Source organism: Pseudomonas sp. TNT3 (assembly GCF_010095445.2).
Classification (GTDB): domain Bacteria; phylum Pseudomonadota; class Gammaproteobacteria; order Pseudomonadales; family Pseudomonadaceae; genus Aquipseudomonas.
The window spans coordinates 53,908-72,905 of the sequence record NZ_WFGV02000011.1 but is presented as its reverse complement, the minus strand read 5'-3'; the positions used below and the strand labels follow the sequence as shown (position 1 = coordinate 72,905).

Genomic DNA, 18,998 nt, shown 5'->3' with positions numbered 1-18,998 from the left:
TCTACCTCAGCTTCAGGGTGGCAAGGCCGACCAGTACCAGAATCACGGTGATGATCCAGAAACGGACGATCACGCGTGGCTCGGGCCAGCCCTTGAGTTCAAAATGGTGGTGAATCGGTGCCATGCGGAATACGCGGCGCCCGGTCAGCTTGAAAGAGGCAACCTGAATGACGACCGACAGGGTCTCCATCACGAACACGCCGCCCATGATGAACAGGACGATTTCCTGACGGACAATCACTGCGATGGTGCCCAGGGCCGCGCCCAGCGCCAGTGCGCCAACGTCGCCCATGAAGACTTGCGCCGGGTAGGTGTTGAACCAGAGAAACCCGAGACCCGCACCGATCAATGCGCCGCAGAACACGATCAACTCACCCGCGCCCGGAACGTAAGGAATCAGCAGGTATTCCGCGAACTTCACGTTACCGGACAGGTAGCAGAAGATCCCCAAACCACCGCCAACCATCACGGTCGGCATGATCGCCAGACCGTCGAGGCCATCGGTCAGGTTGACCGCGTTGCTCGAGCCAACGATCACGAAATAGGTCAGGACGATAAAGCCCGCGCCCAGGGGAATGCTGTAGTCCTTGAGCATCGGCAGGATCAGCGTGGTTTCCACAGGAGTGCTGGCGGTCATATAAAGGAAGATCGCCGCGCCCAGGCCGAACACCGATTGCCAGAAGTATTTCCAGCGACTTGGCAGGCCACGTGAGTTCTTTTCGATCACCTTGCGGTAGTCATCGACCCAGCCAATCGCACCAAACAGCAAGGTGACCAGCAGCACGGTCCAGACATAGCGGTTGCTGAGGTCGGCCCAGAGCAAGGTGCTGACGCCGATGGACGACAGGATCAGCGCGCCGCCCATGGTCGGGGTGCCTGATTTGGACAGATGCGATTGCGGACCGTCGTTGCGAACGGATTGACCGATCTGACGCTTCTGCAAAGTACGGATCATCCACGGGCCATAGCACAGCGACAAAACCAGCGCGGTCAGCACACCGAGAATCCCGCGCAGGGTCAGGTACTGGAAGACCGCGAAGCCTTTGTAGAACTGTTGCATGTACTCCGCTAGCAGCAGCAGCATTAATGTTTCTCCAGACTGGACCCGCACAAAGCGGCGACGACGTTTTCCATCGCAGCGCTACGCGAGCCCTTGATCAAAATGGTGGTGTTTGTGTCTTGCTCGGCGTCCAGGGCCTTGATCAGTTCAGCCTGAGTGGCGAAGTGACAAGCCTGTTCACCGAAAGCGTTTACGGCGTGAACCATCATGGGTCCGACGGCGTAAAGCGCGGAAACCTTGCCACGGGCGTACTCGCCCACGTCGCGGTGTCCCTGCTCTGCCCAATCGCCCAACTCGCCGATATCCCCGAGCACCAGGACGGTGCGGCCGGAAAAGCCGGCGAGTATATCAACGGCGGCGCACATTGAGGTGGGGTTCGCGTTGTAGGTGTCATCGATGACGCGCATGCCGTTGCTGGCCAGTTGCGCAACGGTGCGCCCCTTGACCGGCTGCACTGCGCCAAGCCCGGTGGCGATGCCGAACAGCGAGACACCCAGCGCATGGGCGGCAGCTGCGGCGGCCATCGCATTGGCAACGTTATGAGTGCCGAGCAGGTTCAATTGAACGCGCTCCACACCTTCAGGACTGTGCAGATTGAACGCCGGGCAACCGCGAGCATCACGGTCCAGATCGCTGGCGTAGAAGTCAGCGCTGAGGTTGCTCAAGGCGAACGTCAGCACTTTGCGACCGGCTGCACGGGTCTTCCAGATACCGAACGCCTTGTCATCGAGATTAAGAACGGCGACGCCATCGGCATCCAGCCCTTCAATGATCTCGCCCTTGGCTTCAACGATTTTTTCCGGCCCGCCGAACTCGCCAACGTGGGCGGTCCCGGCGTTGTTGAGAATGGCCACATGAGGTTTGGTCATGGCCACTGTGTAAGCGATTTCGCCGAGTCGCGAGGCACCCAGCTCAATGACCGCTGCGGTGTGTTCCGGCGCAAGTTCGAGCAGGGTCAACGGAACGCCGAGGTCGTTGTTCAGGTTCCCACGGGTCGCCAGTACCGGACCCCGCGTGCGCAGGATGCTCGCAAGCATTTCCTTGACCGTGGTCTTACCGCTGGAACCGGTGATTGCTGCAACCTGATGCGTGAAACCGGCACGGTTCATCGCGCCCAGTTGGCCAAGCGCCTGGCGTGTATCTTTCACCAGCAATTGCGCAAGCGTGCTGTCAGTAACTTCGCGCTCGACCAGGGCTGCAACGGCGCCTTTTGCGGCGACGTCGTTCAAGTAGTCATGACCATCAAAACGCGGGCCGGTCAGGGCGATAAACAGTTGGCCTGGCTGGATCGCACGACTGTCGATGCTGACACCGTCGAAAGTGGCATCAGTATTCACCAGGCGGGCGTTCAGCGCGCCGGTCAGTTCGCTCAGTGTCAGGGCTTTAAGCATGGGCCACCTCCCACGCGGTCAGGGCATGATCAGCCTCGACCAGATCGGAGAAAGCGTGGCGCTCGCCGTTGATTTCCTGATAGTCCTCGTGCCCTTTACCGGCCAGGACAATCACGTCATCCGCCGACGCTCCGGCGATAAGCTGAGCAATCGCCTGGCCACGGCCGGCAACGAATGCGACGTTATCCACAGCGCTGAAACCGGCGCGGATGTCGTCGAAAATCACCGACGGGTCTTCGGTACGCGGATTGTCATCGGTGACGAGCACGCCATCGGCCAGACGCTCGACCACTTCGGCCATCAGCGGACGCTTGCCGCGATCACGATCACCGCCGCAACCGAACAGGCACAGCAGCCGACCTTTGGCGTGTGGACGCAGGGCCGTCAGTACTTTCTCCAGCGCGTCAGGCGTATGGGCGTAATCCACGACCACCAAGGGCTGAGAGCCGCCGCCAAGGCGTTGCATACGACCGGCCGGGCCTTCGAGTTTTGGCAAGACCTTGAGGATTTCGTCCAGCGCGTAATCCAGGCCGAGCAGTGCGCCGACCGCTGCCAGCACGTTGCTCAGGTTGAAACGGCCGAGCAAGGTACTGCGCAAATGGTGTTCGCCCTGGGGCGTGACCAGCGTGGCGCGCACGCCTTCGTCGTCGAATTGCGCTTCGCGGCAATACAGGTAAGCGCTGGCGTCTTCAAGACTGTAGGTAATCAGCCGCGACTCGCGTTTTTCCGCAGCCAGCTGGCGGCCGAATTCGTCGTCGAGGTTAACCACCCGGCATTTAAGATCGTTCCAGGCAAACAGCTTGGCCTTGGCTTCGCCGTAGGCCTGCATGGTGCCGTGGTAATCAAGATGGTCCCGGGAAAGATTGGTCATCACCGCCACATCAAACGCCAGCGCAGTGACTCGCCCCTGATCAAGCCCGTGGGACGAAACTTCCATGGCGATGGCTTTGGCGCCGGCCTTTTTCAGGTCGGCAAGGGTCGCCTGGACGGCAATCGGGTTCGGCGTGGTGTGCAGGCCGCTTTCGAGCGCGCCGTAGAAACCGGTACCCAGTGTGCCGACAATCCCGCAGTGCTGACCGAGCAGGTCCAACGCTTGCGCAACCAATTGCGTCACGCTGGTTTTGCCATTTGTACCGGTCACGCCAACCAGGTTCAGGTGGCGACTCGGGTCACCGTAAAAACGTCCAGCGATGTCCGACAGCTGCGCCGCCAGGCCTTTGACCGGAATCAGCGGCACATCGGTGATCGGCAGCACCGTGGCGCCTTGGACTTCATAGGCCACGGCCGCCGCACCGCGCTGCAGTGCGTCGGCGATGTGCGCGCGACCGTCGAACTTGCCGCCAGGAACGGCGAGGAACAGATCGCCCGCCCGCACGTTGCGGCTGTCGAGGGTCAGTTCCCGGATCAGCAGATCGCGACCGGCGTGGGCAAAAATCTTGTTCAGACTAAGAGACATCAGCCGCGCCCTCCATTGGCTTTCAGCGGAACGACCGGTGTGGCATTGGCCTGTTGAGTCGGTGGCAGGTTGTCAGGCGTGATGTTCATCAGGCGCAAGGTCCCGGACATCACTTTGCTGAAGACCGGTGCCGAAACCAGACCACCGAAATAACCGGCTTTGGTCGGTTCATCGATCACTACTACGATGGCGTAACGCGGATCGCTCATCGGGCCGAAGCCGGCGAACAGCGAACGGTAGGAATTCTCGGCGTAGCCTTTGGTACCGACCGACGTTTTGCGCGCGGTACCCGATTTGCCAGCCACGTGATAAGCCGGCACCTGCGCACGGAACACGCCGCGCGGGGCTTCGATTACCTGGGTCAGCATGCCCTGCATGGTTTTCGCGACGGCTTCCGGCAATACCTGAGTGGTTTGTGGCGCCTTGTCAGTCTTGATCAGGGTCAGCGGCGCGAGACGACCGTTATTGGCCAGGGCCGAGAAGGCGTGGACCAACTGGATCGCCGTCACGGAAATGCCGTAGCCGTAAGACAGCGTGGCGGTCTCGGCTTTGCGCCATTCGCGATAGTTCGGCAGGTTGCCGACGCGCTCACCCGGAAAACCGAGGCCGGTGTCCTGGCCGAGCCCGACTTTTTGGGCGAGACGGAAGATTGTTTCGCCGCCGATATCAAACGCGACCTTGCTCATGCCGACGTTACTGGAGTTGATCAGGATGCCTGTCAGATCGAGTACCGGACCTTCGCTCCTGGAAACGTCCTTGATGGTGTACTTACCAATCTGCAAGGTGCCCGGGTAAACCTCGACGGTATCGCTCGGTTTCCAGCGACCGCTTTCGATCGCAGCGCTCATGGAGATGGCTTTCATGGTCGAACCCGGCTCGAACACGTCGATCATTGCGCGGTTGCGCATCATCGCCGGTTGCAGGTTGCGACGGTTGTTCGGGTTGTAGGTCGGCTGATTGACCATGGCCAGGATCTCGCCGCTCTTCACGTCCATGATCACGAGGCTGCCGGCCTTGGCGCCGTTCTCGATGATCGCGTTACGCAGTTCGCGGTTGGCGAGGTATTGCAGGCGCAGGTCAATGGACAACGCCAAGGGCTTACCGGCCTTGGCGTTTTTGGTGACCTGGACATCCTTGATGAGCCGACCGCGCCGGTCCTTGATGACCTGGCGTTTGCCAGGGACACCGGCGAGCCATTCGTCGTAGGCCAGCTCGACACCTTCGCGACCGTGATCATCGATGTCGGTAAAGCCGACCATGTGCGCGGTCACTTCACCGGCAGGGTAGAAACGCCGGAACTCTTCAATGCCATAGACGCCCGGTACTTTAAGATCGAGCACGGACTGGCCTTGCTCGGGGGTCAGACCGCGCACCAGATAGATGAATTCTTTGTTGGCCTGGGCCTCGAGACGTTCGGTCAAGGCTTTGGGATCCTGGCCCAGCGCGGCTGCGAGTGCCGGCCATTTTTCTTTGGCCTGCTGCATTTCCTTGGCGTTGGCCCACAGGGTCGTGACCGGCGTACTGACGGCCAACGGCTCGCCGTTACGGTCAGTGATCAAACCACGGTGAGCGGGAATCGGAATATGACGAACGCTGCGCGCGTCGCCCTGGCCTTTAAGGAAGGCACGGTCAACCACTTGCAAATCGATAATGCGCCAGGCAATCGCCGCCACCATGACGCTGAGCAAACCCACCACCAGGCGAAACCGCCATGGAAAGAGAGCACCTTCAAGTTTCATCATGGCGCCACCATCTGCACTTCAGCTGCGCCGGGAATGCGCATCTTCAGTTGCTCAGTGGCCAGGACTTCGATACGGCTGTGTGCGGTCCAGGTGCTCTGCTCGAGGATCAGACGGCCCCACTCCGCTTGCGCCTTGTCGCGCACGCTCAGTTCGTTGTACAGCGAGTTCAACAGCTGACGGTTCCAGTGGGCGCTGTACGACACGCCGATGGCCGACACGAGCACGCCGAGAAACAGCAGCAGCATGAAAAAGCTTCCGCCTGGAAGTGGCTTGGCGAAAAGTTTGCTCACCGCAGCTTCTCCGCCACGCGCATGACGGCGCTACGGGAACGTGGGTTGGCTTTGAGTTCGGCCTCGGAGGCGGACTGCGCTTTGCCATGGACTTTGATTTTTGGTTCGAAGGCTACGTGCCGGACCGGCAGGTTGCGTGGCAGGTTGTCGGCTTCGCCTTTCACCAGTTTGCGCATGAACAGTTTGACGATGCGGTCTTCCAGCGAGTGGAAGCTGATCACGACCAGGCGGCCGCCGACTTCCAGGCAATCCAGCGCCGCTTCAAGACCGGCTTCCAGATCGCCCAGTTCGTTATTGACGTGAATACGCAGGCCCTGGAACGCACGGGTAGCCGGGTTTTTGCCCTTTTCCCATGCCGGGTTGGCGACCTTCAGGACTTCAGCCAGGTCGGCTGTACGCTCGAAGGGCTTGATATCACGGCGCTCGGCGACAGCTCGGGCCATGCGACCGGAAAAACGCTCTTCGCCATATTCCTTGAATACCCGGGCGATTTCTTCGGCCGGCGCAGTGTTGACGAATTCGGCAGCACTGATCCCGCGGGACGGGTCCATGCGCATGTCCAGCGGACCATCGTTGAGGAAGCTGAAGCCGCGTTCCGGGTCGTCAAGCTGCGGCGAGGACACACCAAGGTCGAGCAGGATACCGCTGACTTTGCCAGTCAGACCGCGATCTGCCACTTCCGAACCCAGCTCGGCAAAGCTGCGCTGCACAACGACAAAGCGGCCGTCTTCGGCCGCTAGCGTTTGCCCGGTGGCAATCGCTTGAGGATCTTTGTCGAACCCGAGCAACCGGCCTTCGGGACCGAGCTGGCTGAGGATCAACCGACTGTGTCCGCCGCGACCGAACGTGCCGTCCAGATAGCAACCATCAGGACGTACGGCGAGAGCCTCCACGGCTTCGTCGAGCAGTACGGTGATGTGGTTAAAGCCGCTATCAATAGTCACAGAATTAGATCACGCAGTTCATCAGGCATCGCGCCCGGTTGTTGAATAGCAGCCAGGTCAGCGGCAGAAACCGCATCCCAGGCATCCTCGTCCCACAATTGGAACTTGTTCAGTTGGCCTACCAACATCGCGCGCTTATCCAACTTGGCATATTCACGCAGACGCGGTGGAACCAGAAAACGACCACTGCCATCGAGTTCGAGGTCGACGGCATTACCAATCAGTAAACGTTGCAGGCGGCGGTTCTCTTCGCGAAGCGAAGGCAGTGCGCGCAGTTTGGTTTCAATAATTTCCCACTCATCGAGGGGGTAAACACACAAACACGGATCAACGGCATCGATTGTGACGATTAACTGCCCGGAACTTCTCGAAACCAGCTCGTCGCGATACCGGCTCGGCATAGCGAGACGGCCCTTTGCGTCGAGACTGATAGCGTTAGCTCCGCGAAACACGTCAGCGTTTCTCCAAATATTAGCGTTTTTAGCTCAAAAAACCCACTTCATGCCACTTTCCGCCACTTGCGCACACTATAGGAATGCGCCTACCGCACCGTCAAGGCGCGCAGTAAAGGAAAAGCCTTACAGAACTGTGATTTAGGAGCCTAAAAGGAGGGGTAACGAGAATCTGACGCGTAATCTTGCTCAATAACTTGATTCAGCACTGACGGCTGCGCTCGAAAGTTAAAGTAGTTTGTTAAGAGTAAGATTTTTTTGGTATTACGAAAGTGCTTCAGCTGATGATTCTGGAAGGAGATAAATCGGCGCTGCGAGGAGTTTAATGAGAATGCCATCAATGCAGGCCAATCAATATCACTCAGCCCTTCCAGCGGTCAATCGCAAGGAAGGAGTAACACTACTGTGCCTGCGCCCTGTTCAAAGCCTCAAACAGGAAGGGGAAAAAGGTGGAGAGTCGATCTGTAAGCCGGGTTCTGTCTTGAACAGTCATTCGTCTACGATGGCCATCACTGGACATCTTTAGCAACCTACCCGGTCCCAGCGCGGGCCACGCCTTGGGACCCTATTTGGTCTTGCTCCAAGTGGGGTTTACCTAGCCACGAACTGTTGCCAGTCGTGCGGTGCGCTCTTACCGCACCTTTTCACCCTTACCGGCGCCGAAGCGCTTAGGCGGTTATTTTCTGTGGCACTTTCCGTAGGCTCACGCCTCCCAGGCATTACCTGGCACTTCGCCCTATGGAGCCCGGACTTTCCTCCCCCCCCTAATTTTCATAGAGGGCAGCGACTGTCCAATCGACTCTCCGCCGCGAAGGTTAACGGCAGAGCGCCCGAAGAACAAGCGCTAAAAGCCTTCAGCCATGCCTTCGCGTCGGGTTTTACTCGCCCTTCTGTTTATCCAGCGCAACTTGATAGAGCACATTCTTGCGCTCTCCGGTAATTTGCGCCGCCAGTGCCGCGGCTCGCTTGAGAGGCATTTCCTCCAGCAACAAATTGAGAATACGCATTGCCTCACTGCTGACCGCGTCTTCTGTTTCGGGCGCCGACCAGCCCGCCACCAGCACCACACACTCACCGCGCTGCTGATTGCTGTCTGACTCGACAAACGCACGCAGCTCGGCCAGCGGCAACCCTTTGAGGGTCTCGAACGTTTTCGTCAGCTCGCGGGCCAGCAATGCCGGGCGCTCAGGACCGAACACCAACTCCATGTCCTGCAGGCATTCCAGAATACGATGCGGGGCTTCGTAGAAAATCAGCGTACGCGGCTCTTCCTTTACCAATTCCAGACGAGCGCGCCGACCGACGGCCTTGGCTGGCAGAAAGCCCTCGAAGATGAACCGGTCCGACGGCAATCCCGCCGCCGACAGCGCGGCAATCAATGCACAGGCACCCGGGACCGGTACCACGCTGATGCCCGCGGCACGCGCCTGGCGCACCAGGTGATAGCCCGGATCGGAAATCAGTGGCGTCCCGGCATCGGAGATCAGCGCAACGTCGTCACCGGCAAGCAAACGGGTAATAAAGCGGCTACCTTCATCCCGCTCGTTGTGTTCATGACAGGCCGCCAGCGGCGTAGGAATGCCGAAGTGCTGCATCAATCGCTGGGAATGGCGAGTGTCTTCAGCGGCGATCAACGCAACGTCACGCAGGATTTTCAGCGCGCGCGCACTGATGTCGTCCAGGTTGCCGATGGGCGTCGCCACCACATAAAGCGAGCCAGCAGCGGAATTCAAAGCACCTGGAGCAGTCAAAGCGCACACCTCATGATCGTTAAAAGGCGACATTGTAGCGCGTAGATCCGTTTCCGATACGCGCAAGCAACTTGGGGTTTTTCATGCCTTTTGACCGCGCAGCAACATTTACACGAGCTAAATTGATCGATTCACACCAGTAACATCGCGCCCCGGCCAGTGCTTGGGTACAATTCCACGCTAATTTGATCGAGTATCAGGAACACTACATGATCGCTTGCCTGCGGCTGTTCACTGCCCTCTGCCTTGCTGCCTTGCTGGCGGCTTGCGCCAGCTCGCCCTCCTCCAGCCTTGGCGAACTTCCACGGACCCCGGATGCCAGTATCGAGCAACTGCTCGAACAGGCGACTCAAAGCAAAGACCCGGAAAAAGCTGCGTTGCTGCGCCTGAGCGCCGCAGACCTGGCCTTCCGCCAAGGGAATGCCGGCCAATCCGCGCAAATCCTGCAGCAAGTGCCTGTCGAACAACTCAAGCCTGGCCAACAGGTTTTCGCGAGCACACTGGCAGCTGAACTGGCCATGGCGCGCAATCAGCCGAAAGCCGCCTTGACCGCGTTGAGCCATCCAAGCCTGCAACGACTGAGCGAACTGCCTGTCGAGCAGCAAGTCCGCACCGGCACCGTTCACGCCCGCGCACTTGAAGCCGACGGCCAAACCCTGGCTGCTGCGAAGGAGCGAATCTTTATCGCCCCGATGCTCGAAGGTGAAGCGGCCAGCAAAAACCACGAAGCGATCTGGACCCTGATCGCCTCACTGCCAACCGATCAACTGCAGCCCACCACCACCGACGACCTCGGCGGCTGGATGAGCCTGGCCCTGGCCGTGAAAACAGCGGGCACCCTGGAGCAACAGCAAGCCGCGATCGACAACTGGCGCGCGCAGAACCCCAAGCATCCGGCGGCCATTCAATTGCCGCTGCCACTGACCAGGCTCAAGGAGCTGGCCAGCCAGCCGCTGAGCAAGATCGCCCTGCTGCTGCCACAAGACGGGCCACTGGCTTCGGTCGGCAAAGCACTGCGCGAAGGTTTCATGGCCGCTCACTACCAGGCGCAACAAGCCGGGCAGAAGCCACCGGCTATCGAGTTCTATGACAGCTCGCGCCTGACGTCTCTGGATGAGTTCTACCGCAAGGCTCAGGCAGATGGCGTGCAACTGGTCATCGGCCCGCTGGAAAAGCCCCTGGTCAAACAGCTCAGTACGCGCCCGCAATTGCCGATTACCACGCTGGCACTGAACTACAGCGAGGGCGCACAAGGCCCGGCTCAACTGTTCCAGTTCGGTCTTGCCGCTGAAGATGAAGCCCGTGAAGTCTCTCGCCGCGCCCGCGCCGATGGCCTGCATCGCGCCGCCATCATGGTGCCGAAAGGCGAATGGGGCGACCGCGTGCTGAAAGCGTTCAGCCAGGATTGGCAAGCCAATGGCGGCAGCATTGTTGCTACCGAGCGCGTTGATCAGCCGGTGCAACTGGCGCAGCAAATTGCCGACATGTTCCAGCTACGCCAGAGCGAAGGTCGCGCCAAGAGCCTGCAAAGCACCGTGGGCTCGCAGGTTGCCGCCCAGCCTTCGCGTCGCCAGGACATCGAGTTCATCTTCCTGGCCGCTACCCCCCAGCAAGCCCAGCAGATCAAACCGACCCTGAACTTCCAATACGCAGGCGACGTACCGGTTTACGCAACGTCCCACGTATTCAGCGCCAGCGGCGATGTGAATCAGTACAACGACATGAATGGCGTCCGGTTCTGCGAAACGCCATGGCTGCTGGACGTCAACGATCCGCTGCGCAAACAAGTCACCGCTCAATGGCCACAAGCTGCTGGCAGTCTGGGTCGCCTCTACGCAATGGGCGCGGATGCCTACCGTTTGGCGCCTCGCCTAGGCCAGCTGAAGGCTTTGCCGGACAGCCGTATCGAGGGTGAATCCGGCAGCCTGGGCATGACCCAGAATCAACGGGTTGAACGTCAGTTGCCGTGGGCTCAGTTCGTCAATGGCCAGGTTCAACGCCTGCCGGACACCCCACGCTGATGCCCGACAGGTCACGCCAGCAAAGCGGACAAGATGCCGAGCGCCATGCGCTCGAGCATCTTCAGCAACACGGTCTGCGCCTGGTGGCGCAGAACTGGTTGTGTAAACGTGGCGAGCTTGATCTGGTCATGCTTGATGGCGATACAGTAGTATTCGTTGAAGTCCGCTACAGAAAAAACACTCAATGGGGTGGCGCGCTCGATAGCATCGATGGGCGCAAACGGCAGAAACTGATTTTTGCCGCGCAGTATTTTCTTCAGCGCGAATCGCGCTGGGCCAATTCCCCTTGCCGTTTCGACGTGGTTGCCATCGACAGCAACCTCGATCAGCTCAACTGGTTGCAAAATGCCTTCGACAGCTGATTGCTCATGCGCTGAACCGGACACTTTCACCCAACACTTTTGCTCTTTGCTTTGCGGGCTGCACATTCCTGTGCCAAGTAGCCGCGCTAATTAAGGTCACACAGATGGACATGCAATCCCGAATTCGCCAGCTTTTTCAGGCCAGTATCGACACCAAGCAAATGGCGATGGACGTACTTGCACCGCACATCGAGCAAGCCAGCCAGGTCATGGTCAACGCCCTGCTTAACGAAGGGAAAATGCTGTCCTGCGGCAACGGCGGCTCTGCCGGCGACGCCCAGCATTTTTCGTCGGAACTGCTCAACCGTTTCGAGCGTGAACGTCCAAGCCTGCCCGCCATTGCGCTGACCACCGACACGTCGACGATCACCTCGATCGCCAATGACTACAGCTACAACGAAATCTTCTCGAAGCAGATCCGCGCGCTCGGCCAACCGGGCGATGTGTTGCTGGCGATTTCAACCAGCGGCAACTCGGCGAACATTATTCAAGCGATCCAGGCCGCACATGATCGCGAAATGATTGTCGTAGCAATGACGGGTCGCGATGGCGGCGGCATGGCGTCACTGCTTTTGCCCGAGGACGTTGAGATCCGGGTACCGGCCAACGTCACTGCACGTATTCAAGAAGTCCACCTGCTGGCGATCCATTGCCTATGCGACTTGATCGACAGCCAACTGTTCGGGAGTGAAGAATGACCCCTAATCGCCTAGGCCTTCTGGCCTTGACCCTATGCCTCGGCATCAGCGGCTGCACCTCGGTGGTAAACGCCAGCCGGGAAGCGCCGATTGAAGACGACCGCGGCACCCGCACCTTCGGCAGTAAAATTGACGATTCCCTGATCGAGACCAAGGTCGGTGTGAACATCGCCAAGGCCGACCCTGCACTGGATAACGACTCGCACATCGTCGTCACCAGCTTCAACGGCGTTGTACTGCTTGCCGGCCAGACCCCACGCGAAGACCTCAAAGCCAAGGCCGAGCAGGCAGCCTCTGTCGTCCAGCGCGTGAAGAAAGTCCATAACGAACTGCAAGTGCTGCCGCCTTCCGGCTTCCTTGCCCGCCAGAACGATGCCTGGCTGACCTCCAAGATCAAGACCCAGATGCTCACCGACCCGAACATCCCGGGCTCGCGCATCAAGGTCATTACCGAAAACGGCATCGTCTATCTGCTGGGCCTGCTGACCAAGCAGGAAGCGGCGCAGGCGACCAATCTGGTGCAGGGCGTTTCTGGCGTGCAGAAGATTGTGAAGCTATTTGAATATATCGATTGATGCGTTATCGAACCTACAGGTTTGAAGTGGTGAAGTAATAAAAAAGGCGATCCTTTCGGATCGCCTTTTTTATTACTTCACCACTTTCAAACTGGGTCGACCGCTTGGACGCGGCGGCTCGGTGTCGGGTGGCGGAATATCATCATCCAGCTCGATCTCTTCCTCGTCTTCCATGGGCGATTCCAGATCAAACACCATGCCCTGACCGTTCTCCCGGGCGTAAATACCCAGGATCGATGCGATAGGCACGTACAGGGTGTGCGGAACGCCACCGAAGCGCCCTTCGAAGCTGACCGCTTCGTTATCCATGTGCAAATGACGCACAGCTGCCGGCGATACGTTCAGGACAATTTGTCCGTCACTGGCAAAACCCTGAGGCACCTGTACCGACGGATACTCGGAATTGACCAGCATGTGCGGGGTGCAATCGTTATCCACAATCCACTCATAGAGCGCGCGGACCAGATAAGGTCGACTGGAGTTCATAGCGGCTCCTTAAGCCTTAGCGCATATCGCGTTCGACACCAGACAGACTCGCCTGGAAAGCCTCACGCGCAAACGAGCGCTCCATATAATCAAGCAGCGGCTTGGCTGGCCGCGGCAGTTCAATACCCAAAATCGGCAAACGCCAGAGTATTGGTAGTAGGCAGCAATCCACCAGGCTTTGTTCCTCACTGAGGAAAAACGGCTTGTCAGCGAACAACGGCGACACGCCGCTCAGGCTTTCTCGCAGCTCTTTACGAGCAACGACACGGGCCGCTTCCTTGGTCCGCGAATCCAGGATCAGATCCACCAGGCCACACCAGTCACGCTGAATACGATGTATCAGCAGACGGCTGTTCGCTCGCGCCACTGGATAAACCGGCAGTAACGGCGGATGCGGGTAACGCTCATCCAGATATTCCATCACCACGGTCGACTCCCACAGCGCCAGGTCACGATCGACCAGGGTGGGCAGACTTCCGTAAGGGTTCACTTCAATCAGTTTAGGCGGCTGGCGACCAGCTTCCACATAAATGATCTCTGCGCTGACACCCTTCTCTGCAAGTACGATACGTACCCGGTGGGAATAGTGGTCGGCGGGGTCGGAGTAACAGGCCAACCGATTGGTCACGCCCATGGCGGTCCTCCTCGCTTGTTGAAATTTCGAAAGCGGAAAAACGAGCGCGCCCAGAGGGCGTCTCCCCGTAACGCCTGGATAACCAGATCCGTTACACCTTTAGAGACGCCCTTGGGCGCGCGCGATTAACAGCAATTGCTTAAAGCGTTATCAGTGCACGTCTTTCCAGTATTCGCGCTTGAGCAGGTAAGCGAATACGAAGAAGAACGCCAGGTACAGCAATACATACGTACCGATGCGCTGATGTTGCAGCTTAACCGGGTTAGCCGAGTAAGCGAGGAAGGTTACCAGATTCTTCACCTTCTCATCGAACTGCTCTTCAGTCAGCGTTCCGCTTTTCGGCACGATGGTCAGCTGATCGCACGCTTCATGAGTCAGCGGCGTACCGGTCAGCGGATCATATTGCTTCTTGCCGTCTTCGACGATCTGGACCTGTTTGCAGCCCACGACCTGACGACCTTGCAGACCGACCAGAACGTTTGGCATCCCTACGTTAGGAAATACCTTGTTGTTCACGCCCCATGGACGCGCTGGGTCTTCGTAGAAAGACTTCAGGTAGCCATAGAGCCAGTCTGTACCACGAACGCGAGCAACCAGGGTCAGGTCAGGCGGTGCCGCACCAAACCAGGTCTTCGCGTCAGCCGGCTGCATACCGATGTTCATGTGGTCGCCGATCTTGGCGCCAGTGAGCACCAGGTTCGAGAGCATCAAGTCATGCGGAATGCCGAGGTCGTCGGCAACACGCTCGTAACGCTGGAACTTGGCGCTGTGGCAACCCATGCAGTAGTTGGCGAACGTACGTGCGCCATCTTGCATTGCAGCCTTGTCGGAAACGTCGATATCGACTTTTTCCAACTCAGGACCACCGTGTTCAGCCGCAAAAGACAGCACAGGCAGAGCAGCAAGAATCAGTACAGCAAATAGCTTTTTCATCAGCCAGTCACCCTTTCCGGAACCGGTTTTGTCTTCTCGAGCCTGGTGTAGAACGGCATCAGAATGAAGTAGGCGAAGTACAGGAAGGTGCATACCTGCGACAGCAGCGTACGACCTGGCGTTGGAGCGAGTACGCCCAACACGCCCAGGATCACGAACGAGATGCAGAACACCCACAACCAGATCTTGCTCATCCAGCCCTTGTAACGCATCGACTTGACCGGACTCCGGTCGAGCCACGGCAGGACGAACAGCACAGCGATCGCCGCACCCATGGCAATGACACCCAGGAGCTTGTCGGGAATCGCCCGCAAAATTGCGTAGAACGGCGTGAAGTACCAGACGGGTGCAATGTGCTCAGGTGTCTTGAACGCGTTCGCCTGTTCAAAGTTCGGCTTCTCGAGGAAGTAGCCGCCCATTTCCGGGAAGAAGAACACGATCGAGCAGAAGATGAACAGGAACACCACAACGCCAACGATATCTTTCACGGTGTAGTACGGGTGGAAAGCAATGCCATCCAGCGGTACGCCGTTTTCGTCTTTGTACTTCTTGATGTCCACGCCGTCCGGGTTGTTCGAGCCGACTTCGTGCAGCGCCAGCACGTGCAACACCACCAGACCGAGAATCACGATTGGCAGGGCAACAACGTGTAGGGCAAAGAAGCGGTTCAGGGTGATACCGGAAATCAGGTAGTCACCACGGATCCACTGAGTCAGGTCGTCACCGATGACCGGAATCGCACCGAACAGCGAGATGATTACCTGGGCACCCCAGTACGACATCTGGCCCCAAGGCAGCAGGTAGCCCATGAAGGCCTCTGCCATCAACGCCAGGTAGATCAGCATGCCGAAGACCCACACCAGCTCACGCGGCTTCTGATACGAGCCGTAGAGCAAGCCACGGAACATGTGCAGATAGACCACGATGAAAAACGCCGAAGCGCCGGTGGAGTGCAGCAGACGCAGGATCGAGCCGTACTCGACGTCGCGCATGATGTATTCGACGGAGGCAAACGCTTCTTCCGCCGACGGGGTGTAGCTCATGGTCAGCCAGACACCGGTGACGATCTGGTTGACCAGAACGAGCAGCGCGAGGGAACCAAAGAAATAGAAGAAGTTAAAGTTCTTCGGGGCGTAATACTTGCTGAGATGGTCTTCCCACATTTTGGTCGCGGGGAAGCGTGCATCAACCCAATCCATGAACTTGCTCATCACGCTTTCTCCGTATCGACGCCAATGACAATGATGTCATCGGTCTCATAGGAATGCGGGGGAACTGGCAGGTTCAAAGGCGCAGGTTGCGACTTGTAGACGCGGCCAGCCAGATCGTAGTGGGAACCGTGGCAAGGGCAGAAATAACCACCTACCCAATCCTTGCCCAGATCCGCAGGTGCCACTTCCGGACGGAAAGTCGGCGAGCAACCCAGGTGCGTGCAAATACCGATCAGCAGCAGAACCTCTGGCTTGATCGAACGCGTTTCCGGGTCGACATAAGTCGGTTGTGTCGAGTTCTTGGAGGTAGGGTCAGACAGCTGGCCCTCGATCTTTTTCAGATTCCCCAGGATTTCCTCGGTACGGCGGACGATGAATACCGGCTGACCGCGCCACTCAGCAATCATCTGCTGGCCTGGCTCGATTTTGCTGACATTCACTTTCACCGGTGCACCTGCGGCTTTCGCCTTGGCACTGGGAAACCATGACCCCACGAACGGGACCGCAGCCCCCACCGCTCCTGCAGCACCCACCACGGATGTGGCTGCTACCAAGAAGCGACGCCGGCCTGCATTCACGCCGTCATTGCTCATTCAGTCCTCTCCCATCAGCTTTGTGGCCTGTTAAATCAGGCATCTACTAAGTAAATCTATGTACTTATAAAAATTTTGCCGAATGGTAATGAAAAGCCCCAATTCTGACAAGGTAATTACCCAAGTGCTCCACTGCCAAGCCTTGCAGTATAGGGGCTCTGCGCGTGTGGCAAGTTGTCACAGCGCAATTATTCAAGAATTCGCGCCCATAAAAAAACGCCCAGCTCCGTGAGGAAACTGGGCGTTCTTTTTTGAACGTAGAAGCGAATTAACGCTTCGAGTACTGCGGACGCTTACGCGCTTTACGCAGACCAACTTTCTTACGTTCAACTTCACGAGCATCGCGAGTAACGAAGCCAGCTTTGCGCAGAGCGCCACGCAGGGTTTCGTCGTACTGCATCAGTGCGCGAGTGATACCGTGGCGGATTGCGCCAGCTTGACCACTTACACCACCGCCGATCACGGTGACGTAGATGTCGAACTTCTCGACAGTCTCAGTCAATTCCAGCGGCTGACGAACTACCATACGGGCAGTTTCGCGGCCGAAGAAATTATCCAGCGAACGGTTGTTGATGGAGATGTTACCAGTACCCGGACGCAGGAAAACGCGTGCGGTTGCGGTCTTGCGACGGCCAGTGCCGTAATTTTGAGTCGCCGACATAATGAACTATTCCGTTAAAACTTCAGTTCTTGGGGCTGCTGAGCAGTATGAGGGTGTACAGCGCCCGCATAGACTTTCAGCTTACGATACATGTCGCGACCCAGCGGGTTCTTAGGCAGCATGCCTTTGACCGCGGTCTCGATCACGCGCTCAGGGGCTTTAGCGATCAGCTTTTCGAAGTTGATCGACTTGATGCCGCCCGGGAAACCGGAGTGGGAGTAGTAGATTTTGTCGGTGGTTTTAGCACCGGTTACACGAATCTGCTCGGCATTGATAACGACGATGTAATCGCCGGTGTCAACGTGAGGAGTGTACTCAGCTTTATGCTTGCCACGCAGACGGCTCGCGATTTCGGTGGCCAGACGACCCAGGGTCTGACCTGCAGCGTCGACGACAAACCAGTCGCGCTGTACTGTTTCCGGTTTAGCAGTAAAAGTTTTCATTCTTTATAGCCTCAGGGGCCGCCCTGTAAATTAGACGGCGGATCTTACTGAATAGTGCGTACTTTGACAAGTCAAAGGCAGCCGGATACAGACGCTTTCGGGGGCTCGGGTCGGCGCGTCCGTTCAACGGCAAGATTCTTCGGCGGCGGCGCATCACTTCCACTGCAGAAAGAGGTGCGCAATTATGCAGATTGCGAAAAATAATTCAACCTGCTTTTATGATTGTTTTTCCAAAGGAGCACCCGATGGACTATCGCCAGCTAGGCCGAACCAATCTGAACGTAAGCGCCATCTGCCTCGGAACCATGACCTGGGGCGAGCAAAACAGTGAAGCTGAAGCCTTCGCGCAGATCGAACGGGCCAAGGGTGCGGGGATCAATTTCATCGACACCGCCGAGATGTACCCGGTACCGCCCAAGGCTGAAACCTACGCCGCCACCGAGCGCTACATCGGCAATTACTTCAAAAGTCGCGGTGATCGTGCGGACTGGATCCTGGCCAGCAAGATCGCCGGCCCCGGCAACACCATCGATTACATCCGTGATGGAAACCTGCGCCACAACCGCCAGCACATCACCGAAGCCCTCGACGCCAGCCTCCAGCGCCTGCAAACCGACTACATCGACCTGTATCAGCTGCATTGGCCAGAGCGCAGTACCAATTTCTTCGGACAGCTCGGCTACAAACACAAGAGCGAAGCCAACCTGACGCCGCTGGAAGACACCCTCGAAGCATTGGACGAACAGGTCAGGGCTGGCAAGATCCGTCACATCGGCCTGTCCAATGAAACGCCATGGGGCACCATGCGTTTCCTCGCCCTGGCCGAAGCCCGTGGCTGGCCGCGTGCCGTATCGATCCAGAACCCCTATAACCTGCTCAACCGCAGCTTCGAAGTGGGCCTGGCAGAAATAGCCATCCGCGAACAATGCGGCCTGCTCGCCTATTCGCCGTTGGCGTTCGGCTTTCTATCAGGCAAGTACGAAGGTGGCGCGCGTCCGCCGAAAGGTCGTCTGAGCCTGTACAGCCGCTTCACACGCTACTTCAATCCGCAGTCGGAAGCTGCGTGCAGCCGTTATGTGGCACTCGCGCGGGAGCACGGTCTGGACCCGGCGCAGATGGCGCTGGCGTTCGTGACCCAGCAGCCATTCGTGACCAGCAACATCATTGGCGCGACGACGATGGAACAGCTAGAGAGCAACATCGCGAGCTTTTACTTGAAGCTTTCCGATGAAGTGCTGGAGGGCATCGAGGCGATTCATAGGGATCACCCGAACCCTGCACCTTGATTGATTCTT

The 18,998-nt window shown here is 58.2% G+C and carries 20 protein-coding genes and 1 other RNA gene; 5 read left to right on the top strand and 16 right to left on the bottom strand.

From position 1 onward, the window contains the following. Position 1 precedes the first annotated feature (1 nt). From mraY to rsmI, 9 genes are all read right to left on the bottom strand, one after another. Positions 2 to 1,084: a phospho-N-acetylmuramoyl-pentapeptide-transferase gene (gene mraY, locus GBC55_RS09585; RefSeq protein WP_162437234.1), complete on the bottom strand. Its 1,083-nt coding sequence runs from the start codon at positions 1,082 to 1,084 to the stop codon at positions 2 to 4. Then, positions 1,084 to 2,451, bottom strand: coding sequence for a UDP-N-acetylmuramoyl-tripeptide--D-alanyl-D-alanine ligase (murF, locus tag GBC55_RS09580; protein WP_162437233.1), 1,368 nt, complete (start codon positions 2,449 to 2,451; stop codon positions 1,084 to 1,086). The genes mraY and murF overlap by 1 nt, the downstream gene beginning before the upstream one ends. Further along, positions 2,444 to 3,907, bottom strand: coding sequence for a UDP-N-acetylmuramoyl-L-alanyl-D-glutamate--2,6-diaminopimelate ligase (locus GBC55_RS09575; protein WP_162437232.1), 1,464 nt, complete (start codon positions 3,905 to 3,907; stop codon positions 2,444 to 2,446). The genes murF and GBC55_RS09575 overlap by 8 nt, the downstream gene beginning before the upstream one ends. Continuing rightward, complete coding sequence (locus tag GBC55_RS09570; RefSeq protein WP_178114290.1) at positions 3,907 to 5,646, bottom strand: penicillin-binding protein 2; 1,740 nt, start codon at positions 5,644 to 5,646, stop codon at positions 3,907 to 3,909. Before GBC55_RS09570 ends, GBC55_RS09575 begins: the two co-directional genes overlap by 1 nt. After that, the gene (gene ftsL / locus GBC55_RS09565) at positions 5,646 to 5,939 is read right to left on the bottom strand and encodes a cell division protein FtsL (RefSeq protein ID WP_110964807.1); all 294 of its coding nucleotides are present in this window, start codon (positions 5,937 to 5,939) and stop codon (positions 5,646 to 5,648) included. The genes GBC55_RS09570 and ftsL overlap by 1 nt, the downstream gene beginning before the upstream one ends. Next, positions 5,936 to 6,877, bottom strand: coding sequence for a 16S rRNA (cytosine(1402)-N(4))-methyltransferase RsmH (rsmH, locus tag GBC55_RS09560; RefSeq protein WP_178114289.1), 942 nt, complete (start codon positions 6,875 to 6,877; stop codon positions 5,936 to 5,938). The genes ftsL and rsmH overlap by 4 nt, the downstream gene beginning before the upstream one ends. Before the next feature lie 2 nt (positions 6,878 to 6,879). Then, entirely contained in the window at positions 6,880 to 7,335 is a 456-nt protein-coding gene (gene mraZ, locus GBC55_RS09555) for a division/cell wall cluster transcriptional repressor MraZ (protein ID WP_008147486.1), read from the bottom strand. 449 nt (positions 7,336 to 7,784) lie between these two features. Beyond that, positions 7,785 to 8,138: RNase P RNA component class A (gene rnpB / locus GBC55_RS09550), an RNA gene on the bottom strand. Positions 8,139 to 8,213: 75 nt separating this feature from the next. Next, positions 8,214 to 9,119 carry a 16S rRNA (cytidine(1402)-2'-O)-methyltransferase gene (gene rsmI / locus GBC55_RS09545; RefSeq protein ID WP_162437229.1) on the bottom strand — a complete coding sequence of 302 codons (906 nt, stop codon included), beginning with the start codon at positions 9,117 to 9,119 and terminating at the stop codon, positions 8,214 to 8,216. A 176-nt stretch (positions 9,120 to 9,295) separates the two neighbouring features. Between rsmI and GBC55_RS09540 the strand changes: the two genes are divergently transcribed. From GBC55_RS09540 to GBC55_RS09525, 4 genes are all read left to right on the top strand, one after another. Continuing rightward, positions 9,296 to 11,107 (top strand): penicillin-binding protein activator, encoded by a 1,812-nt coding sequence (locus GBC55_RS09540; RefSeq protein WP_162437228.1) that lies wholly within the window; start codon positions 9,296 to 9,298, stop codon positions 11,105 to 11,107. Beyond that, positions 11,107 to 11,469 carry a YraN family protein gene (locus GBC55_RS09535; RefSeq protein ID WP_162437227.1) on the top strand — a complete coding sequence of 121 codons (363 nt, stop codon included), beginning with the start codon at positions 11,107 to 11,109 and terminating at the stop codon, positions 11,467 to 11,469. Before GBC55_RS09540 ends, GBC55_RS09535 begins: the two co-directional genes overlap by 1 nt. A 104-nt stretch (positions 11,470 to 11,573) precedes the next feature. Then, positions 11,574 to 12,167, top strand: a complete 594-nt coding sequence (locus GBC55_RS09530; RefSeq protein ID WP_162437226.1) for a phosphoheptose isomerase — start codon at positions 11,574 to 11,576, stop codon at positions 12,165 to 12,167. Further along, on the top strand, positions 12,164 to 12,742 hold the full coding sequence (locus GBC55_RS09525; RefSeq protein ID WP_162437225.1) for a BON domain-containing protein: 579 nt from the start codon (positions 12,164 to 12,166) through the stop codon (positions 12,740 to 12,742). Before GBC55_RS09530 ends, GBC55_RS09525 begins: the two co-directional genes overlap by 4 nt. Positions 12,743 to 12,814: 72 nt before the next feature. Here the strand turns inward: GBC55_RS09525 and GBC55_RS09520 are convergent, their stop codons facing one another. The 7 genes from GBC55_RS09520 to rplM form a co-directional block, all read right to left on the bottom strand. Next, positions 12,815 to 13,228, bottom strand: coding sequence for a ClpXP protease specificity-enhancing factor (locus GBC55_RS09520; protein WP_162437224.1), 414 nt, complete (start codon positions 13,226 to 13,228; stop codon positions 12,815 to 12,817). Positions 13,229 to 13,244: 16 nt separating this feature from the next. Beyond that, positions 13,245 to 13,862 carry a glutathione S-transferase N-terminal domain-containing protein gene (locus GBC55_RS09515; protein ID WP_162437223.1) on the bottom strand — a complete coding sequence of 206 codons (618 nt, stop codon included), beginning with the start codon at positions 13,860 to 13,862 and terminating at the stop codon, positions 13,245 to 13,247. Between the two features lie 150 nt (positions 13,863 to 14,012). Then, positions 14,013 to 14,795: a cytochrome c1 gene (locus GBC55_RS09510; RefSeq protein WP_162437222.1), complete on the bottom strand. Its 783-nt coding sequence runs from the start codon at positions 14,793 to 14,795 to the stop codon at positions 14,013 to 14,015. Beyond that, positions 14,795 to 16,006: a cytochrome bc complex cytochrome b subunit gene (locus tag GBC55_RS09505; RefSeq protein ID WP_162437221.1), complete on the bottom strand. Its 1,212-nt coding sequence runs from the start codon at positions 16,004 to 16,006 to the stop codon at positions 14,795 to 14,797. Before GBC55_RS09505 ends, GBC55_RS09510 begins: the two co-directional genes overlap by 1 nt. After that, the gene (gene petA, locus GBC55_RS09500) at positions 16,006 to 16,599 is read right to left on the bottom strand and encodes a ubiquinol-cytochrome c reductase iron-sulfur subunit (protein ID WP_007905300.1); all 594 of its coding nucleotides are present in this window, start codon (positions 16,597 to 16,599) and stop codon (positions 16,006 to 16,008) included. The genes GBC55_RS09505 and petA overlap by 1 nt, the downstream gene beginning before the upstream one ends. A gap of 268 nt (positions 16,600 to 16,867) precedes the next feature. Further along, a complete protein-coding gene (gene rpsI / locus GBC55_RS09495) occupies positions 16,868 to 17,260 on the bottom strand; it encodes a 30S ribosomal protein S9 (protein WP_002555064.1) in 393 nt (130 codons plus the stop codon). A 14-nt stretch (positions 17,261 to 17,274) separates the two neighbouring features. Beyond that, positions 17,275 to 17,703 carry a 50S ribosomal protein L13 gene (gene rplM / locus GBC55_RS09490; RefSeq protein WP_007905295.1) on the bottom strand — a complete coding sequence of 143 codons (429 nt, stop codon included), beginning with the start codon at positions 17,701 to 17,703 and terminating at the stop codon, positions 17,275 to 17,277. Positions 17,704 to 17,948: 245 nt separating this feature from the next. On the opposite strand from rplM, the gene GBC55_RS09485 reads away from it, so the two are divergent. Then, the gene (locus GBC55_RS09485) at positions 17,949 to 18,989 is read left to right on the top strand and encodes an NADP(H)-dependent aldo-keto reductase (protein ID WP_162437220.1); all 1,041 of its coding nucleotides are present in this window, start codon (positions 17,949 to 17,951) and stop codon (positions 18,987 to 18,989) included. Positions 18,990 to 18,998 lie beyond the last annotated feature (9 nt).